The following is a 22907-nucleotide window of genomic DNA, read 5'->3' on the forward strand; positions in this document are numbered from 1 at the left end:
CTCGGGAGGCAATCGCTCTTTTTAAGTATTATTTAAAATACTTGTTCTACTTCAACAATACCAGGAACTTCTTCTAAAAGAGCTCTTTCAATACCAGCCTTAAGTGTGATTGTTGAACTTGGGCAGCTTCCACATGCACCTAACAGGCGAAGTTTTACAATGCCTTCTTCCACATCTACTAATTCACAATCTCCGCCATCGCGAAGAAGAAATGGACGTAATTTATCTAATACTTCTTGAACTTGCTCAAAAATTTCTTGTTCTGCCAAATGAATCGACTCCCTTCCTATAGTTTATATTATAATGTCATCGGCGTTAAAAATCCATTATCAGAAATTAGGAAAACACACATTTAAAGACATTTTCTTTGTTTGTATAGTATAAATAAGGTAGTCAATCTTAAAGGAAAAGGCAGGAATCATATGATGAATAGTCAAGAAGTAGAAATTGTTGTTTATGGAGCGGAACAATTATGCCCAAGTTGTGTAAATTTACCTTCTTCCAAAGAAACGTTTGAATGGCTGGAGGCAGCTATAGCTAGGAAATTTCCGGATCAACCTTTTAAAATGACGTACGTTGATATTTACCAGCCCACTGGGGAGAATGAACAACTCGATTTTGCCAAAAAAGTGGTCGAAGAGGATATGTTTTACCCGGTAGTTGTCATTAAAGAAAAAGTCGTTGGCGAAGGGAACCCGCGCTTAAAAACTATTTTTTCAGAACTAGAGAAATATGGGTATAAAGCAATTTAATGAGAAGAAGCATTCCAACGACATCGGAATGCTTCTTCTTGTTTATTCATCCATTATGATACTTGTACATCCATAAAATCCCAGTTTTCAACATACGGGCGACGCGTCCTGTAATAGCGCGGTCTGCCATCATCCCAAAACCATGCTTTTTCCCCAGGGAACCAAGGATACCCTTTAATTTAATTTGTGGGAAGGAAGCAGGCGGTTCTTCACCTTTCCAACGTCTCTTTAAGACTTCAACAATTTGTTCAGCCTGTCCCTCTGCTAATTGAGCACTTGGTGCATGGGGGAGACTTGCACAATCCCCGAGTATAAAAACATGTTCATCATTTGGTAAATGATGAATTGGGGTAAGGACTAGTCTGCCCATTCCGTCTTTTTCCCCGTCCATATCGCGGACAATTTTATTGGCTTGAATTCCTGCCGTCCAGACAATCACATCGCAATGAATAGGCTGATCGTGATTGTATAATACATTTTCTTCTACCTTGGTAATATTGGAACCGTTGATAATTTCAACATTGTTTTTCACAAACCAATTTTCAACATATTTGCTTAAACGTTCCGGGAAAGAGGAAAGAATATGTTTTCCCCGATCAAATAATTTGATGTTTAGATCTTCACGGCTTTCACTTAATTCACTTGCTAACTCTACACCGCTAAGTCCGGCTCCCACAATACCCACAACCGAGCCAGGTCCCAAATTGTTTAAGACGGAGTAAGTAAGGCGGGACTTTTCGATACTCTGTATACTGTAAGTGAATTGATCTGCACCGGGAACATCATGGTACTTGTCCTCACAGCCAAGACCGATAATTAAATCATCGTAGGCGACGGGTTCTGCATCTTTCATTACGATTCTTCTGTTCATTGTATCAACGGCGATTACTTCACCATATTTTACTTCTAATCGAGGGTGTTCAGGAAAAGCAACACGGACTTCTTTGTCTGAAATCGTGCCTGCGGCTAATGCGTAGTACTCCGTTTTTAAGCAATGGTAGGGTACACGGTCCACAAGAGTAATCGTTACGTCCTCTGGTAAATTGTTGGGAAGAAGTTCGTTTAAAATCTTCATCCCACCGTATCCACCACCTAAAATTACAAGGTTTTTCATTATTATTTCCCCTTTGAATATCCGGTTTTCATATTAAAAAATTGGCTGAATGCAATAAAAAAAAGTAGTGTAATTCTTTCGTTTCTTTACCAAATACGAGTATATCTAAAATGGGTCGAAATAACAACATTATTCATGATTTTCTTGACATCAGCAGGGTAAACATGGTAATTGACGAAGCAAATGAAATAGAGTAGGATATGTAGTTGTGGAGAGGTGAAGGCAATGATTCAACCCATCATTGAATTTTGTATTAGCAATCTTGCTAATGGTGCACAAAAGGCACTTGAAAAATTAGAAAAAGATCCTAACTTGGATATTATTGAATATGGATGTCTTGGATATTGCGGGAAATGTGCAACTACACTATATGCTCTTGTAAATGGCGAAGTGGTAACGGGAAAAACAGCCGATGAGTTGGTAGATAACATTTATCAATATCTAGAAGAAAATCCAATGTTTTAAGAAAAGCGGAAGCGCTAAGTTCAACAGTATGAATAAAATAAGGGAGCATTGCCGCTCCCTTATTTTTTATTATTCCATATATTAGTTAATAAGATTCAATTTAGTTGAGTAGTTTACAATCTGTGTATATAATTTAATAAAAGCCTCATTTAGGGAGGGAAATACAATGAGTAATGAAGTGGTTATTTTAACAGAAGCAGCGTCGCTCCATATTAAAGAAATGATGAAGCATAACGAAGAAGAAGGTGCACTGTTACGAGTCAGCGTAAAAGGCGGTGGCTGCAGCGGTTTGTCTTATGGTATGGGCTTTGAGCATACAGTTAATGAAGATGATCTAACGTTTGAACAATTCGGGATTCAAGTGCTGGTCGATAAAGAGAGTGCTGCAATTTTACAAGGGACGAAGATTGATTTTAAAGAATCAATGATGGGCGGCGGTTTTACGATTGAGAATCCGAATGCCATTGCATCATGCGGCTGTGGCTCTTCGTTTAGAACGGCTACAACAACAGGTACACCAGAAGAATGCTAAAATATTGAACACGGAAAAGCGTCCCGCTGAGGGACGCTTTTTTCTTATTTATTAAACATCGATGAACTATGCAATGGCTGGATTTTTGCTTTAGGATCAATGAAAGCTTTTGCATTATTAACGGCAGTTGGTGCTTCACCAAAGCCACAAGCAATTAATTTTACTTTTCCGTCATAGGTGCAAATATCGCCCGCAGCATAAATGCCAGGTATGTTGGTTTCCATTTTCGAATTTACGACAATGGAATTCTTTTCGATTTCTAGACCCCATTCCTTAATTGGTCCAAGGGATGAGACAAAACCATAGTTACAAATAACAGCATCCACATCGAGTGCTACTTTCTCTTCACCATTAACCGTTTCAAGGACTACCTGCTTAATTCCACCGTCATCACCAATAAGTTCGGCAGGAACATAAGGTGTCTTCACATCTACTTTTGAGTTAAACAAGTTTTCGACACTATGTTCGTGAGCACGGAATTTATCTCTGCGGTGAACAATGGATACTTTCTCAGCAATAGGCTCAAGCATTAGTGCCCAGTCAACGGCAGAATCTCCGCCACCAAAAACCACAACTTTTTGACCAGCAAACTGATTTAGATCCTCAATAAAGTAGTAGAGATTTTTCCGTTCATATTGGGCAGCGCTTTCTAGCTCTAAACGACGCGGTTGAAAAGCACCATTTCCAGCGGTAATTATAATTGTTTTTGAATAGTGAACTTCCTTATTTGTTGTTAATTTGAACGTACCATCTTCTTGCTTTTCTAACTTTTCAACAGATTGCTCAAGTGCAACTGTAGGTTCGAATTTGCGCATTTGTTCTTTTAAGTTATTTATCAATTCTTGTGCACGGATTTTTGGAAAACCTGCCACATCATAAATATATTTTTCCGGGTAAAGCGCTGATAATTGACCGCCTAGCTGTGGTAAGCTCTCAATGATTTTCACGGATGCTTGTCTCATTCCTCCGTAAAAGGCGGTAAATAAACCGGTAGGGCCGCCACCGATGATTGTAATGTCATAAACTTTTTGATTCTCCTGCACTCCGTATCCCCCCAACTTGTAGTTAGAAACTCCACTCACTATAATATCATAAAATAAAAAATTCTCACATCATTATAAAGGTAATATTCGCAATAGAAACAATATTTAAAACAAGGACTAAAAGATAACAGGAGATGCAATTCCTTATCTATTAAAGTTAATTAATTTATAAAAATTGCTTGATAATCCTGTGAAAGTAGCATAAGATGTATTGAGGATAGATTGTTAAATTTTTGTGACATAAAAAGCACATTTTTATGACGATCATGGGAAAATATTTACTTTCTTAGCATAATAAACCTCTGCGAAAATCGATATCCAAACCAAGTAGTTCGTTTTTTTTAGACTCATACGTGAATTATATCACATACATTTTTCTATTATTCAAAATAAAAACGGTTAAAGCAGTGGAAGCTAAGAAAAAGAGAGTTTATTCAAAAAAAATAAAAGGTGGAAGTGATCACTTTGAGAAAGCCTAAAATTGTTATTCTCGGTGCTGGTTATGGTGGACTAATGACAACAGTTCGCTTACAAAAATTAATCGGCGTTAATGAAGCGGATATTGTATTAGTGAATAAAAATGACTACCATTATGAAACCACATGGCTCCATGAAGCTTCTGCAGGTACGTTACATCATGATCGTGTCCGTTATGATATACGTGATGTGATTGATCGCAGTAAAGTGGATTTTGTTCAAGATACAGTAGTAGAAATAAACAAAGAAGAAAAAAAGGTTATTTTAGAAAAAGGTGAAGTCAACTATGACTACCTTGTTATTGCTCTTGGCGGTGAGCCAGAAACGTTTGGTATTAAAGGATTAAAAGAATTTGCATTTGGAATCTCTAATGTGAATTCTTCACGTCAATTGCGCGAACATATTGAATACCAATTTGCCACCTACAATATGGAAGAAGTGAAGAACGACAATCGCTTGTCTATTGTTGTTGGTGGTGCTGGATTTACAGGAATCGAGTTCTTAGGTGAATTAACAAACAGAATACCAGAACTATGCCATGAATATGATGTCGATTCCCATAAAGTAAAAATTATTTGTGTTGAAGCTGCACCAACCGTACTCCCTGGTTTTGACCCAGAATTAGTGAATTACGCCGTTTCACAATTGGAACGAAAAGGTGTCGAATTCTTAATTGGAACAGCGATTAAGGAATGCACGGAAGAAGGAATTTTTGTAGCAAAAGGTGATGAGGAACCGCGTGAGATTAAGGCTGGTACCGTCGTTTGGGCCGCTGGAATTCGCGGGAACTCGATTGTTGAAAAATCAGGTTTCGAAGCAATGCGAGGCAGGGTAAAAGTTCAGCCGGACCTTCGTGTTCCTGGCTTTGAGGATGTCTTCATGATTGGTGACAGCTCACTCATGATTAATGAGGAGATTAATCGTCCTTATCCTCCGACCGCTCAAATTGCTATGCAGCAAGGCGAAGTTTGTGCCCGTAATATAGCGGCCCTAGTTCGCAATAAAGCTGAGTTAGAAACTTTTACGTTTGACAATAAAGGGACTGTTTGCTCCCTTGGTGAAGATGATGCGATCGGTGTTGTTTTTGGTAAAAAAATAACTGGTGCCAAGGCATCCTTCATGAAAAAAGTAGTCGATAATCGCTCTTTATACATGATTGGCGGCGCAGGTCTTGTATTGAAAAAAGGGAAGTTTAATGTTTTTTAAAAATATTTTAATGCGAAAGGGACAGAGAAATCTGTCCCTTTTTGATATGATTGAACAAATGAATTCTTTGTTAGGGGGAGTTTGGGTGAGCAATCGTGAAAAACGCGGGAAGGTTTGGTTGGCTGTTGCTGGGGTGGTAAAGTCTAAAGATGGACAATGGCTTGTCGTGAAGAAAAGATATGGCGGTTTAAAAGGAAAATGGTCATTGCCAGCAGGCTTTGTTGAGATGGGGGAAACTGCGGATGAAGCAGTCATTCGGGAAGTCAAGGAAGAAACCGGTATTCAATGTCAGGTCAAGGGGTTCATCGGATTGAGAACCGGTGTTATTAAAGGCGAAATCAGTGATAATTTACTCCATTTCCTGCTTGAACCGATAGAAGTGGGTGAGGTTATCCATCAGGAAAACGAACTCTTTGAAGCGAGATTTATGTCTCCAGAAGAACTGCTGCTCGAGAAAGACGCATCGATTATTCTCCAATACCTGATAAAAAATGATATTTCCTTTTCGAAGCCAGGTACTAGTGACCTGAACCCTGGTGATCAATTCGGGTATACAGCCTATAAATTATTTTTATAATTTTTAGAAAATTTAAGGAAAACTTAGTAAATGAAAGAATACTTAATGTGTATCCGTTTTCTTTGGGCGATTCGCACAAATTCAGACCTTTCCATTTTAGCCAATCCTTGATATATTATCAGAAAATTAAGTTAATTTTTAAGGAGATGATGGACAATGACAGTTAAGAGTTTGGATTCAAAAACCTGTGATTATTGCTCTGGGAAAGGCTATTTTCAACTAGTACTAGGCGGATCAGAAACCTGTACGTGCTGTAATGGAACAGGCAAGAAAAAAGAATAAGGCTTTTTACCTTTTCTGTATCAGTTGGATAACGAGCCATAACTGCTTCTTCGAGACTTTCGAGGGGCTTTTTTTTCTTAAGGAAAGTATTGCCTTGCAAAAATAATTCGTTTATATTGACTCCCTTTTCGACATTAAGTACACTAAATGTTGATGTATAAGGGGGAATCTCGGATGCAAATGAGCATTGTGGTCTTAATCATTTCGATTTTATTATTCTTTGTTTTATTTTTTGGAATTGGATTTATCTTAAATATGCTTCTAAGAATGTCATGGGTTATGGCAGTAGTTTATCCGATTGTGGCAATTTTTATTGTAGATAAAGTAAGGTTTAGTGAATATTTTACAAATAGTAAAATGGCCTTTAACGAGTTGGGCCACAGGTTTACTTCGCTAGCAACTGCAGATATTCTTATCTTAATAAGTGGACTTGCTGGTGCAGTCGCAGCTGGTTTTACAATCAAGCTTTTACGAAAAAATGGATACCAAATGTTTTAAGACTTTTAATAAATGAATACCAGATGATATTAGACTTTTACCTCTAGGTAAGGGTCTTTTTTTGGGAACAAGGATTTAAGGAAAAGAAAAATCAGTTCTAAAAATTTTCCCCCTCCTTTTTTGAATAATTTCCTCTAGCTTGGGAATGAATATTTTGGGAGGAGTGAAAAATTTTATGAATAAAATGAAAAATTGGACTAGGCGTTTTGCGATGGTGTGTCTTTTCTTGATGGCAATATTAGCGACCTTCCAATCTATTTCCGGAGTAAATGCCGAGTTGCTCATTAAGCAATTTGCATCGGTTATCTCAACCACTGAAACCGTTGCTGGAACCTCACGTTCCTTAGAAGACGAAATTGATTGGTCAAAATATCCTAAGCTAACTGTTACAGCCACTGGTTATACTGCGGGAGTAGAATCAACAGGAAAGAGTAAAGGTCATCCGGAATACGGGATTACCTACTCAGGAGTAAAGGTTAAACGTGATTTATTTTCAACGATCGCAGCAGATTTATCTGTTTTTCCGATTGGAACGATTCTCTTTATCCCTGGATACGGGTATGGGGTTGTAGCTGATAAAGGCGGGGCTATTAAAGGGAATGAACTAGACCTTTATTATGAAACGGTAGATGATGTTTATAATAAATGGGGGAAAAAGAAGTTAGATATTTATGTCGTCGAAAAAGGTAATGGGAAACTGACAGAGCAAACACTTAAATCATTAAATGAAGATAAATCGATGCAAGTTTTTCGCGGGCAGTACATTAGCTCGGAGAAACGATAGAAGCAGGCTGCTGGCCTGTTTTTTATTTTAATATAATTGTAAGATAATTAGTTAGTCGAAATAAATGCGGTTACTCGTTATAATAAAAATACAATATTATGGAGGTGAAGTAGTTTGTTTGATGTTAAAAAGGAAATAGACCTATCTACTGAGCATGAGGGTTTAATCATTGGTCTTTTTGATAAACCAGAAAAATTTTCAGGATTATTGACAAGTCTTGATCATCGGTTCGAAGGCCAGCTTACAAACCTAGTAAAATCGGGTGATTTATCGGCCAAGTTAAAAAGTATCAGTAAAGTACATAGCTTTGGTAAAATCGGCGCAAAAAGAATTTGGTTTGTTGGTTTAGGGAAAGAAAAGGATTTAACCTTCGATAAACTAAAAGAAGCGTTTGGTAGGCTTTTTAAGGAAATACAAAAGAGTAAACTTGAGGAAACCGCTGTTTATTTAGATTCCTTTACAGCAGTGGAAGTAAATGGTTTAGATGCCTCACATGCGTTGAGTGAAGCACTTTCTCTTTCCACTTACCAATTTGAAAGCTACAAACAAAAATCGAACGAGCCTGAGAAAAAACTCGGGCATGTGACGATTTATTGTGATAAATATGAGGAAGATGAAGTGGAAGCATCACTAACTGTAGGGTTTGCGTTTGGAAAAGCAACGAATTCGGCGAGAACACTTGTTAACCTCCCAGGCAATATGTTGACAGCAACAGTTATGGCTAATTATGCCAAAGACCTTGCTGTAAGGTATGATTTCGAAGTGGAAATCTTAGATAAAGCAGAGATCGAAAAGCTCGGTATGGGAGCCTTCCTTGCAGTTAACCAAGGGTCCACAGAGCCGCCAAAAATGATTGTCCTGAAATATCAAGGAAAAGACGAATGGAAAGATGTCATCGGCCTCGTCGGAAAAGGGATTACCTTTGATACAGGCGGTTACTCTATTAAAACAAAAGCTGGAATTGTTGGGATGAAAACGGACATGGGCGGAGCAGCAGCAGTGCTAGGGGCAATGGAAATCATCGGCGAGACCCAGCCAGAGCAAAACGTGGTCGCTGTCATTCCATCCACAGATAATATGATTAACGGTCATGCCTTTAAACCTGATGACGTCATTACCTCGATGAGCGGTAAAACCATTGAGGTTTTAAATACAGATGCAGAAGGCCGCCTTGTGTTAGCTGATGCAGTTACCTATGCCAAGCATCACGGCGCAGATTACCTGGTAGATGTGGCAACTTTAACCGGTGGAGTGATAACAGCTCTTGGCCTCCATACTACTGGAGCAATGACTAACCATGACCAATTATATCAACAGGTGTTAGAAGCTTCGGTGGAAGCTGGTGAGCAGATGTGGCAGCTGCCATTATTTGAAACGGAGATCGAGCGGGTAAGAAACAGTAAAGTCGCCGATTTAAATAATTCCCCAGGCAGTGAAGGCCATGCGCTTGTTGCTGGGGCGTTTATCGGTGAATTTGCCGAAGGAACACCGTGGGTACACTTAGATATCGCAGGGACGGCAACCTCTTCCAAGGCATATGATTTAGGTCCAGCCGGGGCAACAGGAGTCATGACCCGGACACTTGCCTTATTTGTAGAACGGTTTGAACCAATTGAGAAATAATTACTGGTACTGTCCTCATGACCACCTCATGAGGACAGTTTTAGCTTTCGGATGCAGATATTTGTCCTCGTGACCACCTCATGAGGACAGTTTTAGCTTTCGGATGGAGATATTTGTCCTCATGAACACCTCATGAGGCCAGTTTTAGCTTTCAGATGGAGATATTTGTCCTCATGAACACCTTACTAAGGAAATCCAATATGAATCTCGGGGGCTCTTTTGCCCACTCCAAACCCCTTCACTTCGCATATGAAATAGTGTAGGCAAGTATAGAGGAAAGGAGGTTTGCTGCATGTACCCTTATTATCGGAACCCACAGCAGGGACAGGATCATAGATTTATTGGCTTTGGTTTTGGTTTGCCATTGATTGGGGGCTTTCTAGGTGGACTATTAGGAGGCGCGTTAATTAGCCGGCCATTTTATGGAGGTTATGGATATCCTGGTTTTTATCCACCACCCCCACCGCCAGTAGGCTACCCAGGAGCTTTTTATCCAGGCTATGGTGCCCCGTATTATTATTAAATGAGAAAAAACAGCTCTTGGGCTGTTTTTTTATGTAGAGAACTATAATTAAAAGGAAAATAAGAAAATAAAGCGAATAGATTAAATAGACAACATTTTACATATTGGAGGAATAGAAATGATTGAAAACACATTATTAAAATCTCTTGGGATTGAGATTACCAAAATCGAAAAAGGGAAGGTCATTGCGACAATGCCCGTGGATGAACGGACCCGCCAGCCATTTGGATTACTGCACGGAGGAGCATCTGTTGCTTTAGCAGAAACGGTTGCCAGTGTAGGGGCATATGAGCTGGTTGATAAAGAAGTAGAGGCTGTTGCGGGGCAAGAGATTAATGCCAATCATGTCCGTCCCAAAACGGAAGGGGTTGTAACTGCAGTAGGTACTGTACTTCATCAAGGGAAATCAACTCAGGTATGGGATATTAAAATTACCGATGAGAAAGATCGCCTTGTTTGCGTGTCTAGATGTACAATGGCAGTCATTAAGTTAAAAAGATAAAAACATGTATGCCAGGTTTCTAAATAAGGATGGAGTCATTCCCATTCTTTTTTATATTGATGAAAAATTTAAAAAATTAACTTTAATTTCATGTTATAATGTAAGAAATAAAAAAATAGAAAAAAAGCACAATTTTTTGTACAGGTTTCTTTATATAATGTATTAAGAAGAAACGTAAAGGTGGTGAAATTGATGAGAGCAAGGCGGCAATATTTGTTTATCGATTTTGAGTTTACAATGCCTGAACGAAATGTACGAATGAAGGACTTTTATGCAGAAATTATCGAGGTTGGAATAGTTGCAGTCGTTGATGACCAAGTGACGGAACAGTTTTCTTCCTTTGTGACTCCACTTAAATTCCCAAAACTTACGGAACGCTGTAAATCCTTTTTACATATTTCCCAGCAGCAGGTAGACAAGGGTTTATCTATTTTTGAACTTGTAAAAAAATTGGAGGAGTTCAATAAGCATAATTATGAAACAACCATTGTTACATGGGGAAATATGGATATGAAGGTCCTTCGGCATAATTGCTTAAAGGCAGGGGTTGCTTTTCCGCTCAAGGCTGCTGAATTAGATCTTTCCATGGAATATAAACGCTTTTTTGGTGACCAAAATCAAACTGGCCTCTGGAAAGCTGTACAGGAATATGGGAAAGAAGGGACAGGCAGGCATCACCGAGCACTTGATGATGCGTTGACTACCTTTAATATATTCAAGCTCGTTGAAAAGGATAAACGTTATTTAGAGAAACCAGAACCAACGACAATTGGTGATCGGATTGATTTCTCAAAGTTATTAAGCGAATTCGCATAAAAGGCCAAATCATTCAAACTGATTTGGCCTTTAGCATTTTTATAATTTATAATCTTTTTCTAGCGATTCTAATGCCTTTAAGCTCATCTCAGCCCATTCTGAAGATGTCTCTGCTAGTTCCTTTTTCATAATGGCTACGGCCTCTTTTAAGGACTCCAAATAGTCTGGAACTTCATTTTCGAAGGCCTTAACCATTTTGTATGGAATATTCGCTTGCTCACGATAGCTGAGCGCTTTTCTCTCATGAAAAATAAGTACATCAGCATCTTTCGGATTATGTAAATCTCCTTGCATCGGATGTTTAAGTACTGCGAGGATTCTTACTAAATAATGCTGTGGGCGTACTTCTGTTATTTCACCGATATATTTTCCTGTTTTATAAATGGCTGTTACGATTTCACCGATTTGGAATTCTGACACAACAAACACCCCTTTCGCTTTTCCTCTTTCATTTTAATATGAAACATAGTAAATTAAAAACATTGTGAGGAAATTATTTCGGTTAAAGTGAAAAAAATGGAGGAATGATATATGAGAAAGAATTTGCAAATCTTGTTTACATTATTGACGATTGTTTTAGTATTGGCCGCATGTGGGACAAGCACAAAGAAAGAAGAATCCACACAGAAAACGACGACACCAAAAACGGAACAGAAGGAAGGGGACCAACAAGTGACAAATGAAGGCTTTCCTCAACTTTCAACCGAGGTTTCCGATGATGAAAAGCTCGTTGAAATGGAAACGTCGATGGGAACCATTAAAATCAAATTATTCCCTGAGCATGCACCAAAAGCGGTTGAAAACTTTGTAAAACATAGTGAAGAAGGTTATTATGATGGACTAATTTTTCACAGGGTCATAAAGGATTTCATGATTCAGGGCGGGGATCCGAACGGGAACGGAACAGGCGGAGCGAGCATTTATGGAAAGCCTTTTGAAGATGAGTTTTCAAAGAATCTATATAATCTCCGCGGTGCCTTATCCATGGCTAATTCGGGCAGCAACACAAATGGGAGTCAGTTTTTTATTGTACAAAGCTCTTCACTTGATCCAGCAATGAAAGAACAAATGGAAAAGGCTGGTTATCCAAAAGAAATTATTGAAGCTTATAATAAAAACGGCGGTACACCATGGCTGGATCATCGTCATACGGTTTTTGGCCAGGTGATTGATGGCATGGATATCGTTGATAAAATTGCCAACACCCCAGTTGGTGCCCAAGATAAACCCAAAAAAGATGTTATTATTAAAGAGATTAAGGTTTTACAATAAAGAAAGGTTATCGGATTGAAAAGTGGATTGAAACGTTTTTTGTTGCTATAATTAATTTTTAGAGCAGTTCCTTGATAGAAAGGAAGAAGAAAATGTTTCAACCATTGGTACTTTCCTTATTTTTATACTTTCCAGAAGATAAATCAGAATATATTCCTGCTGCCATTACATTTGTGATTTTTTTAATTGGAGCCTTTCTTACGATGCGAATAATTATTTCAGTCTCGAAACGGGAGGCCCAAAAAGCAAAAGAATTAGAAGAACAATTAAAAAATCAGCATCCTCCACAAAGGAACAGTTAACAAATAGCTGTTCCTTTTTCCTTTATCCCTTCATTGGATAAAGGAGGGTAAGATTGTCCATACTAAGGGCAAATTGGCTAGTGTGGGGGTATACATATGAAAAAAAGCTGGTTGATCATTCCGCTGCTCATTCTTACAGGTTGTACTGAAAAGGAAATTAGAAAGATTGATGTAGAAATGTATAATGCGGTGGGAGATTCGCTAGGTAAAGTTAAGTTAGCTGAGCAAGCTAGTGGTGTGAAATTATCAGTGGATTTAAAGGGCCTTCCAGCTGGGGAACATGCTATTCATATTCATGACAGTGGGAAATGTGAGGCTCCAGATTTTAAATCTGCAGGGAACCATTTTAACCCTGAGAATAAGGAACATGGGCTACTCCATCCTAAAGGTGCCCATGCAGGGGATCTGCCTAATTTAATCGTCGAGGATGATGGGTCAGTTAAGGCAGACTTAATGGCACCCAATGTCACCTTAAAAGATGGAAAAACTTCATTGTTTACAAAAGAAGGAACCACGATTGTGGTTGATGAAGGAAAAGATGATGGCATGACACCACCTGCAGGAGATTCTGGTAAACGGATTGCTTGCGGTGAAATTACTAAAAATAAAAAAGCAGGTCAAAAGAATGCTCAGGATGAGAAATAATAAAATTTTAATGGCTATCACCGAAATGTGATAGTCTTTTTTTTCAACATGATGGTTTTTATTTTGAGAAATTTTCTTCTATATAGGTAGTAATCTAAACTTATCCTAAAAGTGGACATACACTAGCATGGAGACAGTTTAGGAGGCGAAAGTAATGGAAAAAAGGCAATTCTTTGGAGGATTTCCGGGACAACCTGGTTACCAACAAATGGGCTATCCACAAATGGGAGGATATCAACAATCAGGCTATCCACAAATGGGAGGATACCAACAACCGGGCTATCCACAAATGGGAGGATACCAACAACCGGGCTACCCGCAAATGGGGGGATACCAACAATCGGGCTATCCACATATGATGGGTGGATACCATCACGGATTCCCACATCAAGGGTTCCCGCAAATGAAGGGAGGACAACAAACAGGATTCCCTCAAGGCATGGGCGGTTTCCCGCAAATGAAGGGAGGACAACAAACAGGATCCCCTCAAGGCATGGGAGGGTTCCCGCAAATGATGGGAGGACAACAAACAGGATCCCCTCAAGGCATGGGAGGGTTTCCGCAAATGATGGGAGGACAACAAACAGGATCCCCTCAAGGCATGGGCGGATTACCGCAACTGATGGGCGGACAACAGCATACTGGTTTCTCTCAAGGCATGGGCGGCTCCCAGCAAAGTGGACAAAAACCACCAACTAAACCCACGCAGCGTAAAGAAAAGAAATAACAAATAAGAAATAATATGGTTAGAGAAAACTGTTCCTTCATAACCGAGGGAACAGTTTTCTTATAACTTGATTTATTTTCCTTTTTTCATGACAATGTGGTTATAAATAAATGTTAAATACATAGGAGTGCACAACAAAAATGGAGAATAAATTGTATTATCAGGACACATATTTAAAAGCCTTTACAGCGTTGGTGTTAAAACAAGAGCAAGACTCAACTGGAAATTGGTACGTGGTTTTGAATCAGACCGCTTTTTATCCAACTGGTGGCGGACAGCCATACGACTTAGGAACCCTTGCTGATCAAAACGTAATAAATGTTGAAGAAATCGACGGGGAAATTCGTCATTATCTTGTGGGGCCATTACAAGGGATAGGGCAGGAAGTATCTGGTATCATTTCTTGGGAAAGACGCTATGATCATATGCAGCAGCACGCTGGACAGCATATTTTATCTGCGGCCTTTGACCAGTTATTCGAGTTCAAGACCGTCGGCTTCCATTTGGGTGCGGAATTGCTCACGATTGATTTAGAGACAGAAAATATAACCCAGCACCAAGTTCAAAAAGCAGAAGAACTTGCGAATCAGATCATCCTTGAAAACAGGCCGATCGAGATTAAATGGGTGTCTGAAGAAGAGTTGTCTCAATTTACACTACGAAAAGAAACCAAGGTCAAAGAGGATATTCGCCTTGTTATTATTCCAGATTTTGATTATAACGGCTGCGGTGGCACGCATCCAAAGGCAACTGGTGAGGTTAGCGCAATAAAAGTATTGGATTGGGAAAGGCAAAAGAAAAAAGTTCGAGTCCAATTTGTTTGTGGAAACCGAGTGCTTAAGCAGTTTGGTCAAAAACAAAAGGTGCTGCTAGAATTAACAAAGATTCTTAATGCACCAGAAAAAGAAATGGAACAAGCTGCCCTTCGTCTCCTTGAAAATAATAAAACGTTAGAAAAAGCCCTGGAACAAACTCAGGAAAACCTTCTCCGTTATGAGGCGCAAGACTTACTTGGAAAAAGTAATCCGAATGAGCAGAAACTCGTCAGTGAAGTATTTCAAAATAGATCGCTTCAAGATCTGCAAAAGCTTGCCCGAATCATCACTGCGGAAGATGATACAGCAATCGTTTACTTTGTTTCACAAACTGAAAATCGGCTGCAGCTAGTTTGTGCCCAGGGGGAATTTGGAACGGAAAGTATGAAGAAAGTAATCGCCAAGGCGCTTCCTCTTATAAACGGAAAGGGCGGTGGAAATGATTCCTTTGCCCAGGGGGGCGGTGAAGCCCTGATGTCAGGGGAGCAAATGCTGCAGCATATATTGGAAACTGCAAAATAGTCCCGTAACGCAAAATAGGCCTCCATTCCAGGGAGGCCCAATGCAATCAAATCTATTACACCTCCCTATTTAAAAAGTATACAGGGTTGACCCCAGGGCAATATAAAAGTGCCTATTTAACCAAAGGTAAGGATGGACTTGAAGTAAATTATTAGTTTGAAAGGGTGAAGTTAGTGGGGTTTTTAGATGGATTGATGGGTAACGCATCAGAGGTAAATGCCGCCGATGTACAGCGGGAATTTGGAAAAGTGCTTTCACCGAATGAGCGTATTGATAAAGCGTACAAGTTAATTCGTGACATGTTTATTTTTACCAATAAACGTTTGATTTTAGTGGATAAACAGGGGCTAACGGGTAAAAAGGTTGAATACCATTCCATTCCCTATAAAAGCATTACACATTTCAGCATTGAAACTGCGGGTAACTTTGATTTAGATGCGGAACTGAAAATATGGATTTCTGGAAATGCCCTGCCATTGCAAAAACAATTTAACAAGAACTTGAACATCTACGAGCTTCAAAGTGTCCTAGCTGAGTATGTTCTTAAGTAAGTGAAACGGTGTAATATGGTATACAATTTAAAAGCAATTAGGAGTAAAAGCATATGAGAAAAGAGCTTCAAATAAATTTGCAATATGTTGACGTATTAAATGAGTGGGACCCATTCCAATTGACCAACGGAGGATATGAAACAGAAATCGCTGATACGATCCAAGCAATTCATGAACTTGATGCCTCGGATGAGTTGGCCAAAAAAATACAAAGCATTTATGAATTTTCATTTGAAAAGGTAATACCGATGGAAAAATGTCTGAAAGTAGCAAAAGAATTACTAGCTATTAAAGCAAATGATTCTTGTTCCATTTAGCAATTTAGGAAAAAAAAAGGGACATACCATTATTGGATGTCCACTTCAAAAAAGGGGGGAATACTAGAAAGCCTTATGATATAAAGGTTTTCCAGTATTCCCTTTTTTTATACCGTCGTGAAAAGAAAAAACGGATTATTTTACCATGGGGATCATTGCATCAAAAAAATGGTTGAATATTGTTATTGTTTTAATAACTCTGCAGCTGGGAGATCTAAAACAGTAGATAACTTTAACAGTGTCTGTGTACTTGGAACTTGTTCGCCAGATTCGTATTTCTCAATTGTTTGTGATCCAACTCTGATTTTTTGTGCCAGCTCCTCTTGAGACATGTTGAGCATTTCGCGGGCATTTTTAATGGTTTGGCCGATTGTATTCATTTGGTTCACCTCTCCTTTAAAAATAGATTTTCTCATTATTAGTGTATCACGTTTGGTATATCTTTCTCCTGCACAACTTGAACATTATGTTAAGATTTTTGAATGAGCCCTTTTATATTTAATATTTTAATCTTTTTTGATTAAAGGCATTCTTTGTGATATAATATTATAATGCATATATAATGGATAAAATAATTAATCACTTAGGAGTGTTTTCATGTCAGAAAAGATCGAAACTGGAAGTATATTAACAGGTAAAGTTACAGGAATTCAACCATATGGAGCGTTTGTTGCGCTTGACGATAATACCCAAGGCCTTGTGCATATTTCTGAAATTACACATGGTTACGTGAAAGATATTAATGAACACCTTAAAGTAGGCGATGAAGTTAAGGTTAAAGTATTATCTGTAGATGAAGGTGCAGGCAAGATTGGTCTGTCCATCCGTGCTACTGAAGAAGCACCTGTTCAACAACAGGCTGCTCCAAAAGCAAAGAAGCCTCGTAAACGCCAAGCAGCTGCGATTATTCCAGAAGTGGAAGGACAACAAGGCTTTAACACATTAAAAGATAAGCTTCAAGAATGGATTGACCAGTCTCAACGTGAAGATTTAATTAAAAAATAAATTTTAAAAAAAGCCTAGTCCAAATGCTATGATTTTAGCAGTGGACTAGGCCTTTTTTTTATGCACACAAATTATACAAAAATATAGACTTTTTAATAAAAGTTTTGATGAAGTGTTCATTCTTTTTTCAAGCTCGGCTACAATAGAACTATATATACATATCCCAGCTTTGAAATGGAGGAAATTTCATTATGACAACAAACGCTAATTCGAATGAATTAATCGCAAAAACGGAGAAATACGGTGCGAATAACTATCATCCATTGCCAATTGTCATCACTCGTGCAGAGGGTGTTTGGGTAGAAGATCCTGAAGGCAATAAATATATGGACATGCTTAGTGCTTATTCTGCGGTAAACCAAGGGCATCGTCACCCAAAAATTATTCAAGCGTTAAAGGATCAAGCAGATAAGGTTACGTTAACTTCGCGTGCTTTTCATAATGACCAGCTGGGCCCATGGTATGAAAAAGTTTGTCGATTAACGAATAAAGAAATGGTGCTGCCAATGAACACAGGGGCGGAAGCAGTGGAAACGGCTGTGAAAACGGCGCGACGTTGGAGCTATGATGTTAAAGGTGTGGCAGAGAACCAAGCAGAAATGATTGCATGTATTGGAAACTTTCATGGCAGGACCATGACGGCAGTCTCCTTATCATCTGATGATGAATATAAACGCGGATTTGGACCAATGCTGCCAGGAATCAAACTTATTCCTTATGGTGATTTGGAGGCATTAAAAGCTGCGATTACGCCTAATACTGCAGCGTTTTTAATTGAACCCATTCAAGGTGAAGCTGGGATTGTCATTCCGCCTGAAGGCTTTATGAAGGCGGCCTTTGATTTATGTAAGGAAAATAATATTCTGTTTATTGCTGACGAAATTCAAGCTGGTTTGGCCCGAACAGGTAAAATGTTCGCCTGCGAGTGGGAAGGGATCGAACCTGACATGTATATCCTCGGTAAAGCACTTGGCGGCGGCGTGTTCCCCATTTCGTGTGTAGTTGCTAATAAAGATATTTTGGGTGTTTTTAATCCAGGATCGCACGGTTCTACCTTTGGTGGAAATCCGATGGCATGTGCGGTTTCGATTGCTGCACTTGATGTGCTAACGGATGAAAAACTTGCTGAAAAATCCCTTGAACTTGGTGATTATTTTCACAGTAAATTAAAAGAAATTAAAAATCCGTTAATCAAAGATGTTCGCGGCCGCGGCTTATTTATTGGTGTTGAACTAACGGCACCGGCCCGCAAATATTGTGAACAATTAAAGGACCAAGGTCTACTCTGTAAGGAGACACATGACACGGTGATTCGTTTTGCGCCGCCGCTGGTTATCAGTAAAGAAGAATTGGATTGGGCGATCGAAAGGATAAACAACGTTCTAGGATAATGGACTACTAATTAGGGGTGCCAAAATGGGGATTTATGATGTAACGAGTAGTGAAGATGAAAAGGATATAGAGAAATTGAACCTACTCACATCAACACAGATTGTTATACATGATGCATTAAAAAAAATAGGCTATAACCAAGATATGTACGAATTATTAAAAGAACCGTTAAGAATGTCCGATGTTAGAATTCCTGTTCGGATGGATGATGGTTCTACAAAAATTTTTAGCGGGTTTAGGGCACAGCATAATGATGCGGTTGGCCCAACCATGGGTGGTGTCCGCTTTCATCCTCAAGTGACTGCTAATGAAGTAAAGGCATTATCGATGTGGATGAGTTTAAAATGCGGAATTGCTGACTTGCCTTTTGGCGGGGGAAAAGGAGCGATTCTTTGTAACCCCCGAACGATGTCATTCGGTGAGCTTGAGCGATTAAGCAGAGGTTATGTGCGTGCAATCAGTCAAATTGTCGGACCTACAAAGGATATTCCGGCACCCGATATGTATACAAATTCTCAGATTATGGCCTGGATGATGGATGAATACAGCCGTCTTCGCCAATTTGGCTCTTCCGGTTTTATTACAGGCAAGCCACTTGTACTTGGAGGTTCTGAAGGGCGGGAAAAGGCTGGGGCAAAGGGAGTAACCATTTGTATTGAAGAAGCGGCCAAAAAACGCGGAATGAAGGTAAAAGGAGCCCGTGTGATTGTCCAAGGATTTGGGAATGCTGGCAGCTATATCGCTAAATTTATGCATGATGCGGGAGCAATCGTGGTGGGAATATCCGATGTTTATGGTGCCCTCTATAACCCTGATGGTCTAAATATTAATTATCTCTTGGACCGCCGAGACAGCTTTGGTACGGTGACTTCGCTTTTTGAGGGGACAATCACCAACAAAGAATTACTAGAGCAGGAATGTGATGTGTTGGTCCCTGCAGCGATTTCAAATCAGATTACAGCTGAAAATGCCTCTAACATCAAAGCAGGAATTGTCGTAGAAGCGGCTAATGGACCGACGACGCTGGAGGCGACTAATATTCTTACAGACCGGGGGATTCTGCTCGTTCCAGATGTTTTGGCCGGTGCAGGAGGTGTCACAGTCTCCTATTTTGAATGGGTTCAAAATAAGCAGGGGTTATATTGGAGTGAAGATGAGGTGGAAGTTAAATTACGTACCAAGCTTATCAAATCGTTTCATGATGTTTATCATCTTTCGCAAACTAGCAACGTCAATATGCGATTAGCCGCATATATGGTTGGTGTAAGAAAAATGGCGGAGGCCTCCCTGTTTAGAGGATGGGTATAAAAAAAATCCTTGCATTATTCAATATGCAAGGATTTTTTTTGTCTAGATCTTAGCTAGTTTTTTTTGCAAATTGAACCATAATAACTAATAATGGAAAAGGTAAAGGATGGTGTTTTATTTTGGAGAATTTTACATTTTCGAATCCAACCAAATTAATTTTTGGAAAAGGTGAGTTGGAACAATTAAAAACAGAAGTACCTCGTTATGGTAAAAAGGTTTTACTCGTCTATGGCGGCAGCAGTATCAAACGAAGTGGCTTGTATGAAAATGTTATTAGCCTATTAGCTGAAATCGGTGCTGAGGTTTTTGAACTCCCGGGAGTAGAACCGAATCCACGGATAACTACCGCACGAAAAGGGGTAGAAATTTGTAAACAAGAAGGGATTGAATTCTTGTTGGCAGTTGGCGGCGGCAGTGTCATTGATTGTACAAAACTAATTGCAGCGGGAGCGAAGTATGATGGGGATGCCTGGGATTTAGTCGTTAAAAAGGCGCTTGCAGAAGATGCACTCCCTTTTGGAACCGTCTTAACACTTGCGGCAACAGGCTCAGAAATGAATCCAGGTTCCGTCATTACTAATTGGGAAACAAATGAAAAATATGGCTGGGGAAGTCCAGTAACTTACCCTAAATTCTCGATATTAGACCCAGTTAATACGTTTACGGTTCCTAGAAATCAAACAATATATGGAATGGTCGATATGATGTCACATGTCCTTGAACACTATTTTCACTTAGAAGAAAATACAGACTTTCAAGATCGCATGTGTGAATCACTGCTTATTACTGTAATGGAAACTGCGCCAAAATTGCTCTCAGACCTAGAAAATTATCAACACCGGGCAACAATCCTTTATTGCGGTACAATGGCTCTCAATGGCATCTTGAATATGGGATATCGCGGCGATTGGGCTACTCACAATCTTGAACACGCTGTATCAGCAGTCTATGATATCCCACATGGCGGCGGTCTTGCCATCCTATTCCCGCACTGGATGCGCCATAATTTAGCGGTGAAGCCGGAACGTTTTAAGCAGCTTGCTGTTCGGGTGTTTGGGGTTAATCCTGAAGACAGAAGTGCCGAAGAGGCAGGGCTTGAAGGCATTCAAAAGTTACGTGAATTCTGGAATAGCATCGAAGCACCTTCACGGTTAGCCGATTATGACATTGACGATTCGAAGCTTGAATTAATGGCTGACAGAGCAATGGAAAACGGAGAATTTGGAAACTTTACTAAGTTAAACCGTGAGGATGTATTGGCCATTTATCGTGCATCACTATAATATATCGATTGTGAAGAAATTTGTCGAAATTGGGTGCGCTTACACGAAGTGACCTTCCTTGATAATCATCTCATCATTCGATAAAGTGGTTAGTGAAAAATAAATTTTTGGAGGATCATGCATGACACACGTTCGTTTTGATTACTCAAAAGCATTAAGCTTTTTCGGAGAACATGAACTTACATATTTACGAGATGCTGTAAAAGTTGCTCATCATTCTCTACATGAGCAAACAGGTGCAGGCAGTGACTTTTTAGGGTGGATTGAACTTCCAACCAACTATGACAAGGAAGAGTTTTCACGCATACAAAAATCAGCAGAAAAAATCAAAGCTGATTCTGATGTACTTCTTGTCATTGGAATCGGTGGTTCATACCTTGGAGCAAGAGCTGCGATCGAAATGCTCCAGCATAGTTTTTACAATGCGTTGTCAAAAGAAAAACGAAAGACACCTCAAGTAATATTTGTTGGTAATAATATCAGTTCTACTTACATGAGAGATCTTATCGACGTCCTCGACGGAAAGGACTTCTCTATTAATGTTATTTCCAAATCGGGAACGACAACCGAACCAGCAATTGCTTTCCGTATATTCCGTAAGCTTCTTGAAGAAAAATACGGTCAAGATGAGGCGCGCAAACGAATCTATGCAACAACGGACAAAGCAAGAGGTGCTCTTAAAACTTTAGCAACAGAAGAGGGCTACGAGACATTTGTGATCGCCGATGATATTGGCGGCCGATATTCTGTGCTAACAGCAGTAGGGCTGCTTCCGATAGCAGTAAGCGGGGCAAACATTGAAAAAATAATGGAGGGCGCCGCGCAAGCACAAACCGACTTTGGCCATTCTGAACTTGAAGATAATGCCGCCTACCAATACGCTGTCGTTAGAAATGTGCTGTATAATAAAGGAAAGACGATTGAAATGCTGATTAATTATGAGCCAGGACTACAGTACTTTTCAGAGTGGTGGAAGCAATTATTTGGTGAAAGTGAAGGGAAAGACCAAAAAGGTATTTATCCATCTTCAGCAAATTTTTCAACGGATCTTCACTCGCTTGGACAATATGTTCAAGAAGGTCGTCGTGATTTATTTGAAACCATTATTAAGGTCGACAAGCCGCGCCACGAGTTGAAAATTGAAGCTGTCGAGAATGACTTAGATGGGCTGAATTACCTCACTGGTCAAACGGTAGACTTTGTTAATAATAAGGCATTTCAAGGGACCATGCTTGCCCACACAGATGGCGGTGTGCCGAACTTAATTGTAAATATTCCAGCAATGGATGAATATACATTAGGCTACCTTGTTTATTTCTTTGAAAAGGCCTGCGCGATGAGCGGCTACTTACTGGGTGTAAATCCTTTCGATCAGCCAGGGGTAGAAGCCTATAAAGTAAATATGTTTGCCCTCTTAGGAAAACCGGGATATGAAGAAAAAAAGGCAGAATTAGAAAAACGATTATAATAAACCAGAAAGAGAACTGATAGTGAATAAATCAGTTCTCTTTTTTTTATTGAAATTTACCTGATTTGGAGAAACTAATTGTATCGATAATTAGGGGGTAAATTTT

The 22907-nt window shown here is 39.4% G+C and carries 28 protein-coding genes and 1 pseudogene; 24 read left to right on the top strand and 5 right to left on the bottom strand.

Features of this window, described 5'->3' with window-relative positions; all coding sequences use genetic code 11:
- Positions 1 to 32: 32 nt before the first annotated feature.
- A complete protein-coding gene (locus tag J7E63_RS19670) occupies positions 33 to 290 on the bottom strand; it encodes a NifU family protein (RefSeq protein WP_246869831.1) in 258 nt (85 codons plus the stop codon).
- 135 nt (positions 291 to 425) lie between these two features.
- Between J7E63_RS19670 and J7E63_RS19675 the strand changes: the two genes are divergently transcribed.
- Complete coding sequence (locus J7E63_RS19675; protein WP_214716994.1) at positions 426 to 752, top strand: YuzD family protein; 327 nt, start codon at positions 426 to 428, stop codon at positions 750 to 752.
- A gap of 46 nt (positions 753 to 798) precedes the next feature.
- Here the strand turns inward: J7E63_RS19675 and J7E63_RS19680 are convergent, their stop codons facing one another.
- Positions 799 to 1866 carry an NAD(P)/FAD-dependent oxidoreductase gene (locus J7E63_RS19680; protein WP_214716984.1) on the bottom strand — a complete coding sequence of 356 codons (1068 nt, stop codon included), beginning with the start codon at positions 1864 to 1866 and terminating at the stop codon, positions 799 to 801.
- A 225-nt stretch (positions 1867 to 2091) separates the two neighbouring features.
- On the opposite strand from J7E63_RS19680, the gene J7E63_RS19685 reads away from it, so the two are divergent.
- The gene (locus tag J7E63_RS19685) at positions 2092 to 2331 is read left to right on the top strand and encodes a YuzB family protein (protein WP_088089474.1); all 240 of its coding nucleotides are present in this window, start codon (positions 2092 to 2094) and stop codon (positions 2329 to 2331) included.
- Between the two features lie 166 nt (positions 2332 to 2497).
- Entirely contained in the window at positions 2498 to 2863 is a 366-nt protein-coding gene (locus J7E63_RS19690) for a HesB/IscA family protein (RefSeq protein WP_214716983.1), read from the top strand.
- Between the two features lie 44 nt (positions 2864 to 2907).
- Here J7E63_RS19690 and J7E63_RS19695 read toward each other — a convergent pair whose 3' ends face one another.
- Complete coding sequence (locus J7E63_RS19695) at positions 2908 to 3906, bottom strand: NAD(P)/FAD-dependent oxidoreductase (protein WP_215015406.1); 999 nt, start codon at positions 3904 to 3906, stop codon at positions 2908 to 2910.
- A 465-nt stretch (positions 3907 to 4371) separates the two neighbouring features.
- Between J7E63_RS19695 and J7E63_RS19700 the strand changes: the two genes are divergently transcribed.
- From J7E63_RS19700 to kapD, 9 genes are all read left to right on the top strand, one after another.
- The gene (locus J7E63_RS19700) at positions 4372 to 5589 is read left to right on the top strand and encodes an NAD(P)/FAD-dependent oxidoreductase (protein WP_168245577.1); all 1218 of its coding nucleotides are present in this window, start codon (positions 4372 to 4374) and stop codon (positions 5587 to 5589) included.
- 58 nt (positions 5590 to 5647) lie between these two features.
- Entirely contained in the window at positions 5648 to 6166 is a 519-nt protein-coding gene (locus tag J7E63_RS19705) for an NUDIX domain-containing protein (RefSeq protein ID WP_214715036.1), read from the top strand.
- 156 nt (positions 6167 to 6322) lie between these two features.
- Entirely contained in the window at positions 6323 to 6448 is a 126-nt protein-coding gene (locus J7E63_RS19710) for a YuiA family protein (RefSeq protein ID WP_168245575.1), read from the top strand.
- 174 nt (positions 6449 to 6622) lie between these two features.
- Positions 6623 to 6946 carry a YuiB family protein gene (locus tag J7E63_RS19715; RefSeq protein WP_214714945.1) on the top strand — a complete coding sequence of 108 codons (324 nt, stop codon included), beginning with the start codon at positions 6623 to 6625 and terminating at the stop codon, positions 6944 to 6946.
- 175 nt (positions 6947 to 7121) lie between these two features.
- Positions 7122 to 7730, top strand: coding sequence for a 3D domain-containing protein (locus J7E63_RS19720; RefSeq protein ID WP_214714946.1), 609 nt, complete (start codon positions 7122 to 7124; stop codon positions 7728 to 7730).
- Between the two features lie 114 nt (positions 7731 to 7844).
- Entirely contained in the window at positions 7845 to 9353 is a 1509-nt protein-coding gene (locus J7E63_RS19725; protein ID WP_215015408.1) for a leucyl aminopeptidase, read from the top strand.
- A gap of 292 nt (positions 9354 to 9645) precedes the next feature.
- Positions 9646 to 9876 carry a hypothetical protein gene (locus tag J7E63_RS19730; protein WP_214714948.1) on the top strand — a complete coding sequence of 77 codons (231 nt, stop codon included), beginning with the start codon at positions 9646 to 9648 and terminating at the stop codon, positions 9874 to 9876.
- Between the two features lie 118 nt (positions 9877 to 9994).
- Positions 9995 to 10378: a hotdog fold thioesterase gene (locus tag J7E63_RS19735; RefSeq protein WP_214714950.1), complete on the top strand. Its 384-nt coding sequence runs from the start codon at positions 9995 to 9997 to the stop codon at positions 10376 to 10378.
- 192 nt (positions 10379 to 10570) lie between these two features.
- A complete protein-coding gene (gene kapD / locus J7E63_RS19740) occupies positions 10571 to 11194 on the top strand; it encodes a 3'-5' exonuclease KapD (protein ID WP_088089465.1) in 624 nt (207 codons plus the stop codon).
- A 39-nt stretch (positions 11195 to 11233) separates the two neighbouring features.
- Here the strand turns inward: kapD and kapB are convergent, their stop codons facing one another.
- A complete protein-coding gene (gene kapB / locus J7E63_RS19745; RefSeq protein ID WP_215015410.1) occupies positions 11234 to 11614 on the bottom strand; it encodes a kinase-associated lipoprotein KapB in 381 nt (126 codons plus the stop codon).
- A gap of 111 nt (positions 11615 to 11725) precedes the next feature.
- Here kapB and J7E63_RS19750 point away from each other — a divergent pair, with 111 nt between their 5' ends.
- From J7E63_RS19750 to J7E63_RS19780, 7 genes are all read left to right on the top strand, one after another.
- Positions 11726 to 12466 (top strand): peptidylprolyl isomerase, encoded by a 741-nt coding sequence (locus J7E63_RS19750; RefSeq protein ID WP_215015412.1) that lies wholly within the window; start codon positions 11726 to 11728, stop codon positions 12464 to 12466.
- 92 nt (positions 12467 to 12558) lie between these two features.
- A complete protein-coding gene (locus J7E63_RS19755; protein ID WP_088089462.1) occupies positions 12559 to 12768 on the top strand; it encodes a hypothetical protein in 210 nt (69 codons plus the stop codon).
- Between the two features lie 96 nt (positions 12769 to 12864).
- Positions 12865 to 13413: a superoxide dismutase family protein gene (locus J7E63_RS19760; protein WP_214714956.1), complete on the top strand. Its 549-nt coding sequence runs from the start codon at positions 12865 to 12867 to the stop codon at positions 13411 to 13413.
- A gap of 154 nt (positions 13414 to 13567) precedes the next feature.
- On the top strand, positions 13568 to 14140 hold the full coding sequence (locus J7E63_RS19765) for a hypothetical protein (protein ID WP_215015414.1): 573 nt from the start codon (positions 13568 to 13570) through the stop codon (positions 14138 to 14140).
- A gap of 140 nt (positions 14141 to 14280) precedes the next feature.
- Positions 14281 to 15477 (top strand): alanyl-tRNA editing protein, encoded by a 1197-nt coding sequence (locus J7E63_RS19770; protein WP_215015416.1) that lies wholly within the window; start codon positions 14281 to 14283, stop codon positions 15475 to 15477.
- A 173-nt stretch (positions 15478 to 15650) separates the two neighbouring features.
- Positions 15651 to 16028 carry a PH domain-containing protein gene (locus J7E63_RS19775; RefSeq protein ID WP_088089458.1) on the top strand — a complete coding sequence of 126 codons (378 nt, stop codon included), beginning with the start codon at positions 15651 to 15653 and terminating at the stop codon, positions 16026 to 16028.
- Positions 16029 to 16081: 53 nt separating this feature from the next.
- Complete coding sequence (locus J7E63_RS19780; protein WP_215015418.1) at positions 16082 to 16345, top strand: DUF1871 family protein; 264 nt, start codon at positions 16082 to 16084, stop codon at positions 16343 to 16345.
- Between the two features lie 182 nt (positions 16346 to 16527).
- Here J7E63_RS19780 and J7E63_RS19785 read toward each other — a convergent pair.
- Positions 16528 to 16797 (bottom strand): annotated as a pseudogene (locus tag J7E63_RS19785) (helix-turn-helix domain-containing protein); the annotation flags it as partial.
- 145 nt (positions 16798 to 16942) lie between these two features.
- Here J7E63_RS19785 and yugI point away from each other — a divergent pair.
- The 5 genes from yugI to J7E63_RS19810 all read left to right on the top strand — a co-directional run bounded on the left by yugI (position 16943) and on the right by J7E63_RS19810 (position 22801).
- The gene (gene yugI, locus J7E63_RS19790; RefSeq protein WP_168245562.1) at positions 16943 to 17350 is read left to right on the top strand and encodes a S1 domain-containing post-transcriptional regulator GSP13; all 408 of its coding nucleotides are present in this window, start codon (positions 16943 to 16945) and stop codon (positions 17348 to 17350) included.
- A 191-nt stretch (positions 17351 to 17541) separates the two neighbouring features.
- Complete coding sequence (locus J7E63_RS19795; RefSeq protein ID WP_215015422.1) at positions 17542 to 18741, top strand: ornithine--oxo-acid transaminase; 1200 nt, start codon at positions 17542 to 17544, stop codon at positions 18739 to 18741.
- A gap of 25 nt (positions 18742 to 18766) precedes the next feature.
- Positions 18767 to 20050, top strand: a complete 1284-nt coding sequence (locus J7E63_RS19800) for a Glu/Leu/Phe/Val family dehydrogenase (protein WP_215015424.1) — start codon at positions 18767 to 18769, stop codon at positions 20048 to 20050.
- Between the two features lie 119 nt (positions 20051 to 20169).
- Positions 20170 to 21333 carry an iron-containing alcohol dehydrogenase gene (locus tag J7E63_RS19805; RefSeq protein WP_215015426.1) on the top strand — a complete coding sequence of 388 codons (1164 nt, stop codon included), beginning with the start codon at positions 20170 to 20172 and terminating at the stop codon, positions 21331 to 21333.
- 121 nt (positions 21334 to 21454) lie between these two features.
- Positions 21455 to 22801 carry a glucose-6-phosphate isomerase gene (locus J7E63_RS19810; protein ID WP_215015429.1) on the top strand — a complete coding sequence of 449 codons (1347 nt, stop codon included), beginning with the start codon at positions 21455 to 21457 and terminating at the stop codon, positions 22799 to 22801.
- Positions 22802 to 22907 lie beyond the last annotated feature (106 nt).

This window comes from Bacillus sp. ISL-75 (assembly GCF_018613095.1).